The sequence below is a fragment of the Runella limosa DSM 17973 genome, from assembly GCF_000482465.1.
Classification (GTDB): Bacteria; Bacteroidota; Bacteroidia; order Cytophagales; family Spirosomataceae; genus Runella; species Runella limosa.
Genome location: NZ_KI519421.1, coordinates 50279 through 61616 on the forward strand (window position 1 = coordinate 50279; position 11338 = coordinate 61616).

An 11338-nucleotide genomic window follows, 5' to 3' on the forward strand; every position below is an offset into this window, starting at 1 on the left:
ATTCAAATCGCTGGTCGGTCTCACCGTATAAAGCGGGAATTGGCACAAACTGATTAGCCCATTAAACGCTGCAACCAAAGGACCTTATCCATCAGGAAGGTAAATATTTAGATTTTGCTTGCTGACTGACCAACTTTTGATGCGTCTGTTGCAAATGCACTGGATTCTCAGTGATACCCTGATGCTGACGCGCCGCTTCTGCATACACACTCATCAGGTACTCTGCGTCAAAATGCTCGTCTCGTACAATCAGTGGGATAGGAAGAGAAGGGTGCTGAATACCTTCAAGCTCTTCCAACGACACATAACCTAATTCAGGAAAGCCCATTCCCAAATCACACAAACCAAAGGCAATAGTAGGTTCAAAAGGATTTAATTCGCTTAAAAGCCAAGTAGCACTGCCAGCTACAGAAAATAATTTAACAACGGGTGGATGGTCTTCTGCTCGTCCTTTGAGCACGTCCCGTGCATTTTCAATCATCTTTTTACGGAGTTCTTGGGGAATAAGTCGGGACATGAGGTAATTACCTTTATCAAAAAAAGAACCGACTTTCAGCATAAACCAGCTCTGCAAAACAGAAGGGGGCCAGAGGTGTTTGATTAATGAGAAATAAACTCGTCTAAGGGGGCTTTCCCCTCTCGCCACAAGGGTCTTCGATGAACGGCACTGACCGTGTCCCCTACCTTCCTTCACCGTGTTTTGTGCAGGTTGGGTGATTCCCCTCAGTCTTGGCCGCCCTTGCGTTTGCTACCCCCACCCTCGGCGGGAGCCAGAGTTGCATAGGTGCAACCCACAGCCAAAAGGAAAACGTAATGAATACAGCCTATCCTAAAATCCACTACATAAGCTCCCCAATGAAAATCGGAAAAACGCTGTGGCGATTGGTGATAAAAGAGTATGTGATACATGGCGAATTTGTGGAAGGTCAAAAACGTCTTTGTACTGAATACCAATGGAATGAGAAAGGCCAATGGCAGCCAAGCTCCAAATGGTCAACTTACAATATCAATGATACCTATTACGGTATGCCTCGCCGATTAAGCAAGCTATACGACCGAGAAAAAGACCTAGTTGATTTTTGGATTCATGGTAAACCGATTCCTCAAGGAAAGCTTTTTGAATAAAATCTGGGTCGATAAAGTACGTCAAAAATATTCTTGCTGTAAAATTTGTTTAGGAGTAAACCATCGTCTGCCCATGGACAAAAACTATTCTTTTCAAAAATTATAGCCCTTAGAAGTCCTTGTATTACAGTCTTTTGTTTTGACCGCGTAACGGGATTTTAAGCTGAATCTGTTCAAATATATACGATGGTTAACCGCTGGACGAGATGAGGGGGAAAAGTCTATGAAACAGGTCATTGCATACTATCGAGTTTCTACTCACAGACAGGGCAAAAGTGGTCTTGGGCTGGAAGCGCAACAAATGGCTGTGCTGAATTACTGTAAGCTTAGCGGGTATGAGGTTATTCATGAAATTATAGAGGTAAAATCAACCCGTAAAGGCAGAATCGGTTTATTGCAGGCACTTGACATGTGCCGAGAGACGAATGCGATGCTGGTAGTAGCAAGGCTTGATCGATTGGGGCGGGACGTAGAGCAAATTGCTGGAATCGTTAAATCGAACGTAGAAATTGTTGTAACCGATAATCCGCACGCTAACCGATTTACCATTCACATTTTAGCAGCCGTAGCAGAAGATCAACGACAACGCATCAGTGAAAATACGAAAGAGGCTTTGAGTGCAGCCAAAAGGCGAGGGGTAATCTTGGGTAAAAATGGCACTGTGCTTGCCGTTGCCAATAAAAAAGCAGCCGAAGAGTTTGCCCTAAAATTATCCCCGATGATTACAAGATTAAAAAATAAGGGAATCACTTCTGTAAGAGCCGTTTGCCGAGAACTTAATAAAAGGCATATCCCTACTTTTCGCGGAGATGGTCGTTGGCATCCGAGCACAGTGGGGATTCTAATGAATCGATTAAAATATACAATGACTTAACCTTCATTATCATGATTTACGCAACTGAAAATGACCTTCTTTTTGATGACATTGCCCTGTTAGAAAATAGGCTCGGAGCAGGTGCACTCAACATCTCTTCTGTTAATACTAATTGCGATTGTACTTCTTACGTTTCACCATCCAACGATGAAGACTATGACCCCAATCCAATCACCCCACTTGCTCTTACGACCTCTTGATGAAGAGCACTTTTATGTTGTTAATTGCGCTTATCCGAATTCGCTGAGAATTTTGACAAAACCCCAATATAATATTCTCAGCGCAATAGACGGACAAACCGATACCACTGAGATTTCTAACAGGCTTTCCGTTCGGCCTGATAGGTTAGATGCGTATTTGAAAATGTTGAGTGCTACAGAAATCGTTCGGTTTGATACCGATTTTAGTCTTCCCCAAAAACCAGAGGTTCCTAAGTCACTGAATTTTTGGATTCATACCACCAATCGGTGTAATCTCTCGTGCAGTTATTGCTACATATCGACATTGCATACGCCTGGCGGCATGTCAAAAGAAACAAAGCAGCAATTGCTGAGAAAACTGATAGAAACGGTCACAAAGAGAGGCATTCGTTACATCAAGTTTCGGTTGGCAGGTGGCGAACCCTTAACCCAATTCAAATCCTGGAAGAGTTTTATTCCTCAGGCGAAGGAAGCACTAAAGGCATTGGGGTGTAAGTTAGACATTGCCTTTATCACCAATCTGACCATCCTGACGGATGAAATCATTGCTTTCTCCAAGGAGCATAACATCAGCTACGGGGTTTCGTTGGACGGGTTAGGGCAAACGAATGACGCCTCCCGAAAACTTCGAAATGGTGGCGGTTCCTTTGAAAAAGTTCATCAAAATATTCGGGCATTAGTAAGCCATGGACTTCCTTTGTCGGTTAATACTGTGGTGAATAACCTAAATCTGGAAGGCTTACCTGATTTGACCCGTTACTTGGTTGCGTTGGATGTACCGTTTCGTTATTCCATTGTCAAAGGGGAAGCCATTGACGCAGAGAAACTGGAAAAATACTTATCGGAGTCTTACACAATCATGGAAAAGGCTATTCAAACAGGCTGGTCGTTTTCAAGTCGCCATCAATTTTGTGACCTTAAACTGAATGAATTGGGGTTTCAGACCTGTGCGTCGGGATTCTCGGGCGGGGCTATCTATATCGATGGCACGCTAAATTACTGTCACGTCCATGCAGGAGACGCCTCTCAACCCGCTCACTCTATATTTGAAGATGACTTGGATTTGGTCGATATGATTCAGCAGGGCAGTCACTATGAGGATATAAAGTCTAAAGATTGCTCATTATGCAAATATAAATCCGTGTGTACAAGCGGTTGCCCGATTTACCGAGTGAATGGCAAAGACCCGCAATGCAGCCTGTATCATACTTTTATTCCTCGAATTTATGAGCTTCAGGCGAGGGAACGGTTGAAATTGCTACGGGATTACGGAATGATGTAATCAGGTGAAGGCATTCTGCCTTTGAATACTTTGATAATGGCAGGTGACCCTTGGCAATTACAATTTCAGTGCTGGCGCTCTTGGCAACATTTTATCAATTATATCTTCAACGTGTTCACAACGAAAAATCACTCCGACCGTTAGGGCAGATTGACTTAATCGATATCAACAATCAGGTTTCGGTCCGAGTAGTCAATAATGGTGTGGGCCGATGATTATCAATCGCTTGACCTTTTTTAAGGAAGGGAATTCCTATACAAACATTGAAGATTGCCTGACGTTGGATTCGCGTTCCTACCAACGGATTCCCGTCAACGAAACGCTACAAAAGGTAATTCTCCCCAACGCATCACTTGACGTATTTGCTGCCGAGTTAGCTCCGCTTGAGGAAGAGTCCCAACTGGAGACAGTTCGTAGAGAATTGGCGCCTGTCACATTGCGGGTGTACTATCGTGATATCTACGATAACCAATTCACTTTGGAGAGAAGCTTGGATTGGTTTTCTAGGTATATGACGGATGGGAAAATTTAGAGCAATTCAATTTCTAAGGGTAGTGACATTCACTAAATGTCTCCGCCTAAATACTTTCTACAACAATTAAATTATTAACAATAAAAACTTTAGCTTCATTGGTTGAACAATTCCAAAATGAAGCAATCTTTTCGATACATAATGAAACATTTTCTGGTCTTTGAACGTGCCCATTTATGGTTGTAAAAGGGCCATCTGTTTCGGTCAGGATACGGTGACGAGGTATCATTTTCAATAACTCTACATTTCTAGGGTTAGAAAGCATCTCTAAGTTGATGGAGAAGTAACATCCCATATCAATCGCCCGTTTTGCCTCTCTTATGCTTCCGCTAAACCAGTGAAGAACTGCATTATTATTTTCAAGCAATTTGTTCTTCTCAATTATATTCAGGACTTGAGACGCGGATCTTATACTATGTATCGTTAAAACCTTTCCGCCTTGCTTAGCACATTGTCTAATTATTTGCTCAAAGATTGCAATTTGTCTTTCCAAAGATTTATAATATCCTGGCCCAGCATCCAAACCGATTTCTCCAATAAATTTTGCCTGAGGCAAGTATTGCTCCCATAAGGATAATTGTTGTCCATACTGTTCTACTAACTGAGGATGTAAACCAAGAGCTGCGCGAACAAAACTCAAGCTTTTTGTAAGTGCGAAATTCCTTGGCCAGGCTGCAGGAACAGTTGTAACGGTTAAAGTATGAATTTGCTTATTTTCACACTCTGTTATTATCTGTTCAAAATCAGGATACAGATCTAAATGACAGTGATAATCGACTAAAGGTATATTCATTGGTTATTCTTTCGGCTGAGTTACTACCCCAGTCAGCAATGCATCAACTTCCATCATCCCTTTTCGATAAACTTCACTAAGTTTTATAAGGGTGGAGGCATCCTGAGGTAATGGCCCTGACTTGTGAATCAGTAATTTTACAATTCCCGGGTTTCTTTTAATTCTTCGAATGGCTAATTGAAATGATCTTATTTGACGTCCCTCCGATTGAGAAGGATCTAAATTCTGTGCCGTAAGGTCCGCTAACGCGTATACGGTATTATCCTCAAATAAAGCAGCACCTTTGACAGAGGCTCTTCTGATCAGGCACGGCAGACAATAGCCGCAGTGACCTATACTAAGTCCTTTCCATCTGCCTTTTGAAGGGGAAGAACAGGATAATGAATGCGGCAAAATATTTTCAAGTAACTTAGGATTAGTACAATGAGCAATCATTTCTCCTTTTGTCTCTTGTTCATAAGGGTTTAAAATCTGGCCGTCTATACCTAATTCTCTAAGAATACTATTCCACAAACCCATATAATAAGGATGAGTAGTATGGGTACTTAGTGAGCCTAATCTCAGCATATCAAGCGGCACATTCAGCGCAATGAGTCCGTTCTCGGGTGTCTCTAACACAAATGGGCGCTTTAATCCGGTTCCTGCAAATATACCCAATGCGAAAAATAAAAACGACCGCCCACGAGTGGTATCTTCTGATTCAATGCCTTTAAACGACTCCTTGGCAATATTCATCCATAGTCTCAGTCGCTGAAAAGGCTTCGAAGAATAATGTGTTTTCAGTGCTTCATAACAGAATTTCTGTGCGGAACTTGTTGCCCCTTCACCGGCATGACTGATTAGTAAAGGAACTGTGTTTTTTTCTTCAAGATTATTGATGGCTCCGATTAAACTATCCAGACCTCCTGAAAAAAGTTGTAGTTTAGTGAAAGGCGGTTTGGGTTGATCTTCCTGTCTTTGAGGAATGATTGAGACAAACGTTTCGGGTCTTTGCCTGAATTCAATTTCCCAGATATCTCCGGTTAAAAAGTTTAACAACTCGACGAGCAATGTAAAAACTTTATTCCAAATCGAAATATCGCTAACCGGAATGATCAGGCGTATTTCCCGCGTCCAAGTGTCCTGCGATTCTGTTTTCCTTGAAATACGGGTATCAGCCGCATAAACATGGGCGGCCACAATAAGCAGATCAAGGCCAATTTCTTCAGGGAAAACTCCTAAGTCTATTAAGTCTTTTAGTGCCTCTGAAATACCGAAGTTTAGTGTATTTTCCCCTACAATCAGCGGAAATAGGGTAATGGACTCTCCGAAGGTCGGAGAAATTATAAAATTATCTTTTTGCCCGAAGATACCAATGACGATGTGTTTTTTCATTCTGCGTCGCTTTCAATTTCCCCTAACGTTTGTAACATTGTAAATGACTCAATATAAATCTCATCCACAAATTTTGCCGTGTCAGTTGCGGTCAAATTAGTGAAATTACTCTGCATAGTATTTAAAGCATCAGCTACTCCGCGACGAATAAAATCATGTAATTGTTCTTGAGCGCGTTCTACCAAGGCTATATTATCAGGTGCGATACAAATTTTAGTTCCGATATCGTTGCAAAGCCGAGCTTCAATGGCATGCGTTGCATATATTTCAACAATTAACCGTAGTTGTTCTTCGGTGAGTCCATTTAAATCCATAACGCCTTCTACAGCAAGGTCAGCTATGGTTTCAATAAAAGCGTTTCGTGCAATACCTTCGTCAACGTTTCCTCCCGCAGGACATATATAGTCCATTAGACCCAGAAAAATATCTTCTATCGATTGCCCAACCAGATTTCCTAAATTGTAACTGGTTAGGGCTACTTCTGCGCCCTGAGTTCTAACTGTATTGAGGAAATCAACCAATCCAGCGGTTGTATGCTGGGAAGACCCCATTTTTTTTGCTGCCGTTCGCGGGCCACCAGAGGATTTGGATACGTAGCTGGAAATAGCCCTTCCCAAGAAACCGCCAGATTTGCTACCTGATTTTGCAAATCGGTTAAAATTTATTCGGGGCTGCCTGTAACGGTCAGGTGAGGGAAGAGGAGGTAGTGAATTCGGAGAGTGAACCGTATCAACAGGAGAAATCGGAGTCTTGTCTGGTTTATTAGGTTGATTCTCTTTATCAGAATTCTCATCTGACGGAATAGTTTCTGGAGCTCCCCCGAGCCATGATGGAACGAGAGGGGTATTTCTTCCGGGGCCGCCATATGAATTTGATGTGCCCATTATTTTGCTTTATTTATTTTTTGAACATTAATGGCCACGGCTTTTAGAATATCGCTGCCACTCTTTGCCCATGTCTGAACTAATAAATCAAATCGTTGCTTAGCCTCTCCATCAATGACCCCATCCCAGCCTTTAACAACCCAAGGCCCTAAATTTTGTTTTGGTAACCCTTCTAAGAAATCAACCAATTTATCCTGAAGTTCCTGATGTGATTTCACGACTAAGGTAAGGCCAGCGATTCCATCTGGTTCTGTGTCGAAATTCGAATTGCTGATAATTCGGGAGCGTATTTCATCAAAGATGCGTTGGGCATCAGTTTTAGGAAGAGCTTTAATTTCTGCTTCTAACGTTTGTACGGAAAACTTGCTCCCAAACAATTTATCAACTAATAGAGTAAGATGTCCTAAAGGGGTTGACGTTCCGAAAAAGTCTTTTCGATCTTTAGATACAAACAAATAAGGGCGTAAGTCCACTTCTACCAGAGATGGTGGAATTTTAGACCATTCTTTAATATTATCAGAAGTTGACCATTCTGCAATAAAAGGGTTAGCGGAATGCAGTTTTTCGACGACTTCCGTTGATTTGTCTTTTTTCTTTTGGACAGGTTGCGTTTTATCTGGCTCAGAAGTTTTATCTGGTTCAGAAGCAGGTTTAGAGTTAGACTTTGGCGTTACTTCCTGGGTAATGTTTTCTAAAAATTTAAGCTCTTTACAAATTCCTTCTGGAGCAACCGCTGCGATTGATGCAATTTGTTCAAACAAGCGTGGTATGAAACGCTCAGCAATCATCAATTTTGCCAAAATTGGTAAGCTTATGGATTGGCCAAATCCTCGGGCTTCTGCCGTAAGGTATCTCAATAGTAAAGTATTCAAAAACCGCTTGATTTGTCGGGGATTACCTTTGGTTCCGCTGGCTAAAATTGGTCCTACCTGATCACTAAGCAATAAAGCATTTTGAACCTTTGATGCTTTATCTCCGAGAGTGCTTCTTATAATTTCAGAATTCAGCGGCAGGCTTTCCCATGGTTTTTTAAGGCGTTCACGTGCTATTTTAATCAAGTTATCAAACTCAGAGCATTCACCGATTTCTGAGCCGACTAAAAGTAATGTCACATAAATTTTTGTCTCAATCTCTCCCAAAATAGGTATTTTGAAAGGAATTTGAATCAATTTTTCCAAGTAATTTCTTGTATATGCCTGATGCAGGGATGTATCAGGAAAATCAGGGAAATGTTTGCGGACAGCATATTCAATCATTCCTTCATCTGCTGCTACTACAAAGGCTGTTTTATCCGTAAAAATGAATAATCGAATGGCTTCCAATGTTTCAATGGCAGTATCCGGTAAACATCGGTCAAGATCATCAACAAGTACTACCAACTGCTCAATACCTGCGGCTTCCAGAAGCTTATCGAACGATTTTCGAAATTTATTAATTTCTTTTGGGATATTTTTCCCATCTTCTTTCTCTTTAAGCAGTGCGCCCGCCTGTTCAGTCAAAGCATCCAGGTTTTCTTTTGTAGCGTATTGCATTGGGTCCGATGCGATACTTTGTACTCCTGTCACTAACGTCTCAACAAGTTCAGGGGAAGGAATTCCCGTAAATGCGGTAAGTAGCAAACCGCTTGTTTTTTTTGCAGCCTTTAACCAATCAATCCGTTTAAAAATGTCTTTAACTTCATCCTTTGCCTTGCTGTATAATGATTTTTTATCGACAAGTTCAGTAACAATTCCTTCAATTAATGCAATTTTAGCATCTTCAAAACCTTGGAAACGCCAGCCGTTAAACTTAATGCACAGAACCTTCTTATCATTTTCCAAACCTGCTTCAATCATTTCAAGAACGCTTGATTTTCCTGCTCCCCAATCCCCGTGAACTCCAATGGTTACCGGACGCTCTGGACGTTCTCTGATTAATTTGACAATGGTTTGGGCAATTGCCTCACTGTTAAGTAGATCGACTTTTGTTTCGTTATCACTGAGGATCATGGTGTGTTATGCTGTTTTGCAATAAAAATTTATAATGAAGTATTTGATTTACAATCTTAGAAACAAATAATGTAGCTGCCAAGTATTTAAAGGGAACCTTGCAAAAAAGTTATTAAGCGGCAAAAAATGTCTTAACTCAGATATTTAATATGACTTTTAGCAATGGAAGCTTTTGCACTATTGTGGTAATAATATGAAGAAAATGTCCAACCAATGTGTTATCTAACGCTGTTAGACATGTATATGCAGGACTGAAAAGGTAGTCCATTTCTTTCTTAGCCTCATCACTTTGGAAGCGACATTGGTAATTAACCATAATAGTTGATAAAAAATCAGGTGATGATGTTTGAGCCACACGAGGAAACCGCTCAAGTCCAAGTGAGGGCAGAACTAGCTACGTTGCGATTACAAGTAAAAGCCAAGGATATTTATCAACATAACATCAAAGTTGCCAGGGACTTTCGGTGGTTTGTGAGGCATACCCATGCTGTCGCTTTGTCACAAGAATGAATTATCATTAATAATACAGACTTCAGTGGACAACTGGGGGCAACTCAATACTCCAATCAACTTCCGAAAGTCTTTTAGCAATCTTTTTTAAGGTTTCTGCTACCAGCGTGTCTTTTGGCAAAGCTCCGTACACCAAATTTTTAAATTCGCCATTATAGACTCCTTTCAGCTCATTCCAGACATTTTCCGTGTCTGAAAAAATCAAGGCATCTTTCGGGTGAAAGGCCAGCCATTGATTATTATTTTTGAAGCTGGTGACATCATCTTGCCCTACTTTTAAAAGCATTCCATCAAATGAAGGTGAGTAGAAGAACGCAGCGTACTCTTCCTGTTGCAGTAGCTGATGTAAATCGTAGGTGTGTCTAATTTTCTTTTTCAAGTCGCTGATGGGGTTCTCTGCGTAGGAGAAACGGACAAGGCTCATTATTTTTTCACAGAGCGTCCGGATAGGTTCCATCACCTTCACTTCAAAGGGAAGCAACCCGTATTCTTCGGCAATATTCTCTTGGCGGTTGTCAAGCATCATTTTACCGATAAATGAATTCAGCTTTTTGGATGTATAGGGCTCAAAATAGCCTAGCCAAGTAGCTTCTAAAACAATGACGTCTCTTATTTGTCCATAAATCCCTTTAAATTCTTTCTGAAAAGCATGGGCTGTTTTTCTGTTCATCCCTCTTTTGTGAGTGAGTCCCTCAATTTCTGTTTCAGGTAGGATTTCGTTGACGACCGATCCAATTTTTTTAAGCTTGGTAGTAAGTCTGTTATCCGTTTCTCCCTCTCTTCTCAACACGACTAAATCAATATCTTCAGAAAAGCGGTCTATCATGCTAAAGCATTTGGACAAGGCGGTGCCACCTTTAAAAATGGTATCTTCGCCAATGGGGTGTTGAAAAATAACATATAACGCATAGGTCACCCAATAGTCTTTTTCGACATAAATCGCTGCTATTTGCATTTGGTCAGCCGTGAACTGCACCGCCTGTCTGAAAAGAATTTTATTTTCGTGCAATCTCATACGATATTCCATTTTTCGGTGGTACTTAGGAACTTATTCAAGCCAGGTAATTTATATTTAGTAATGGGATTCAATGTTTTGTACAGAGAAAGGGTCAGTGATTCCTTCTTTAATTCATCCAAAAGTGCTCCCAATAAGGCCCTGGTCGCAGGCGGGTATTTCAACGCCAGACGAACTAGGGTGTTTAATTGATTGTCTGACAGTCCTTTCAAGATAGCGAGTAGGCGCTTTGCCGAGGATTGCAAACTGGCATCAGGAATTTTTTTGATCGTGCGAATGGCATCCAAAATTTGCAGTAGAGGAATATTTTCTTTGGTAATGGTATTCTTTTGCTTCATAAACGAAATCGTATAACGTTCCCTTTGAAAGGCGGGACGAACATCTCTTTTGCCGATTTGGATGGTATTACTGATTTGGGTAGTTAAACCCAATTGGTTATAAATGCTGTAACCCGTCAGGTATCCCGTAATCTTTCCATCCTCTTCGAGCAGGTCTTTGACTATCTGACTTTGGTTGGGAAGCAGCGGGCCAAAAACAGTATTTTCGGGCTTATAGTATTTGCCTTTTGAGAGTTTAGCGATTTTGCCTGCCTGCACCATACGGTTGAGGGCTTTTATCACCGCTTCCTTTTGACTTACCTCAGTCATAAAATCAGCATAGGTAAAAACATAGCCCTTGGGCAATCTGTCTATTGCAGACACTATGTAATCAGATGTTTTCATAAGAATATATTATCACAAACATACTAGATTTGTCCAGTT

General features: G+C 41.1%; 12 protein-coding genes. 5 read left to right on the forward strand and 7 right to left on the reverse strand.

Features of this window, described 5'->3' with window-relative positions; genetic code table 11:
• Nucleotides 1-91 precede the first annotated feature (91 nt).
• Nucleotides 92-517 carry a DUF2958 domain-containing protein gene (locus K339_RS33855; protein ID WP_157607616.1) on the reverse strand — a complete coding sequence of 142 codons (426 nt, stop codon included), beginning with the start codon at nt 515-517 and terminating at the stop codon, nt 92-94.
• 296 nt (nt 518-813) lie between these two features.
• On the opposite strand from K339_RS33855, the gene K339_RS0116015 reads away from it, so the two are divergent.
• The 5 genes from K339_RS0116015 to K339_RS33860 all read left to right on the forward strand — a co-directional run bounded on the left by K339_RS0116015 (nt 814) and on the right by K339_RS33860 (nt 4013).
• On the forward strand, nt 814-1125 hold the full coding sequence (locus K339_RS0116015; protein WP_157607617.1) for a hypothetical protein: 312 nt from the start codon (nt 814-816) through the stop codon (nt 1123-1125).
• Between the two features lie 223 nt (nt 1126-1348).
• Nucleotides 1349-1999, forward strand: coding sequence for a recombinase family protein (locus tag K339_RS0116020; protein ID WP_028524499.1), 651 nt, complete (start codon nt 1349-1351; stop codon nt 1997-1999).
• An 11-nt stretch (nt 2000-2010) separates the two neighbouring features.
• Nucleotides 2011-2199 (forward strand): hypothetical protein, encoded by a 189-nt coding sequence (locus K339_RS37170; RefSeq protein WP_157607618.1) that lies wholly within the window; start codon nt 2011-2013, stop codon nt 2197-2199.
• Between the two features lie 52 nt (nt 2200-2251).
• Nucleotides 2252-3481 carry a radical SAM/SPASM domain-containing protein gene (locus K339_RS0116025; RefSeq protein WP_229598749.1) on the forward strand — a complete coding sequence of 410 codons (1230 nt, stop codon included), beginning with the start codon at nt 2252-2254 and terminating at the stop codon, nt 3479-3481.
• A gap of 211 nt (nt 3482-3692) precedes the next feature.
• Complete coding sequence (locus tag K339_RS33860) at nt 3693-4013, forward strand: hypothetical protein (RefSeq protein WP_229598750.1); 321 nt, start codon at nt 3693-3695, stop codon at nt 4011-4013.
• A gap of 46 nt (nt 4014-4059) precedes the next feature.
• Here K339_RS33860 and qatD read toward each other — a convergent pair whose 3' ends face one another.
• The 6 genes from qatD to K339_RS0116070 all read right to left on the reverse strand — a co-directional run bounded on the left by qatD (nt 4060) and on the right by K339_RS0116070 (nt 11278).
• Nucleotides 4060-4806, reverse strand: coding sequence for a Qat anti-phage system TatD family nuclease QatD (qatD, locus tag K339_RS0116035; protein ID WP_028524501.1), 747 nt, complete (start codon nt 4804-4806; stop codon nt 4060-4062).
• Nucleotides 4807-4809: 3 nt separating this feature from the next.
• Nucleotides 4810-6180 carry a Qat anti-phage system QueC-like protein QatC gene (gene qatC / locus K339_RS0116040; RefSeq protein ID WP_028524502.1) on the reverse strand — a complete coding sequence of 457 codons (1371 nt, stop codon included), beginning with the start codon at nt 6178-6180 and terminating at the stop codon, nt 4810-4812.
• Entirely contained in the window at nt 6177-7064 is an 888-nt protein-coding gene (gene qatB / locus K339_RS0116045; protein ID WP_028524503.1) for a Qat anti-phage system associated protein QatB, read from the reverse strand. The genes qatC and qatB overlap by 4 nt, the downstream gene beginning before the upstream one ends.
• Nucleotides 7064-9052, reverse strand: coding sequence for a Qat anti-phage system ATPase QatA (gene qatA, locus K339_RS0116050; protein WP_028524504.1), 1989 nt, complete (start codon nt 9050-9052; stop codon nt 7064-7066). The genes qatB and qatA overlap by 1 nt, the downstream gene beginning before the upstream one ends.
• Before the next feature lie 532 nt (nt 9053-9584).
• A complete protein-coding gene (locus K339_RS0116065) occupies nt 9585-10577 on the reverse strand; it encodes a nucleotidyl transferase AbiEii/AbiGii toxin family protein (protein WP_028524507.1) in 993 nt (330 codons plus the stop codon).
• Nucleotides 10574-11278, reverse strand: a complete 705-nt coding sequence (locus K339_RS0116070) for a DUF6088 family protein (RefSeq protein WP_229598751.1) — start codon at nt 11276-11278, stop codon at nt 10574-10576. Before K339_RS0116070 ends, K339_RS0116065 begins: the two co-directional genes overlap by 4 nt.
• Nucleotides 11279-11338: the final 60 nt, after the last annotated feature.

Bases quoted from the DNA above. Each gene is read 5' to 3' on its own strand.
- K339_RS37170 (WP_157607618.1), top strand. From the start codon at position 2,011: ATGATTTACGCAACTGAAAATGACCTTCTTTTTGATGACATTGCCCTG.
- K339_RS0116015 (WP_157607617.1), top strand. From the start codon at position 814: ATGAATACAGCCTATCCTAAAATCCACTACATAAGCTCCCCAATGAAA.
- qatD (WP_028524501.1), bottom strand. From the start codon at position 4,806: ATGAATATACCTTTAGTCGATTATCACTGTCATTTAGATCTGTATCCT.
- qatA (WP_028524504.1), bottom strand. From the start codon at position 9,052: ATGATCCTCAGTGATAACGAAACAAAAGTCGATCTACTTAACAGTGAG.
- K339_RS33860 (WP_229598750.1), top strand. From the start codon at position 3,693: ATGATTATCAATCGCTTGACCTTTTTTAAGGAAGGGAATTCCTATACA.
- K339_RS0116065 (WP_028524507.1), bottom strand. From the start codon at position 10,577: ATGAGATTGCACGAAAATAAAATTCTTTTCAGACAGGCGGTGCAGTTC.
- K339_RS0116020 (WP_028524499.1), top strand. From the start codon at position 1,349: ATGAAACAGGTCATTGCATACTATCGAGTTTCTACTCACAGACAGGGC.
- qatC (WP_028524502.1), bottom strand. From the start codon at position 6,180: ATGAAAAAACACATCGTCATTGGTATCTTCGGGCAAAAAGATAATTTT.
- qatB (WP_028524503.1), bottom strand. From the start codon at position 7,064: ATGGGCACATCAAATTCATATGGCGGCCCCGGAAGAAATACCCCTCTC.
- K339_RS33855 (WP_157607616.1), bottom strand. From the start codon at position 517: ATGTCCCGACTTATTCCCCAAGAACTCCGTAAAAAGATGATTGAAAAT.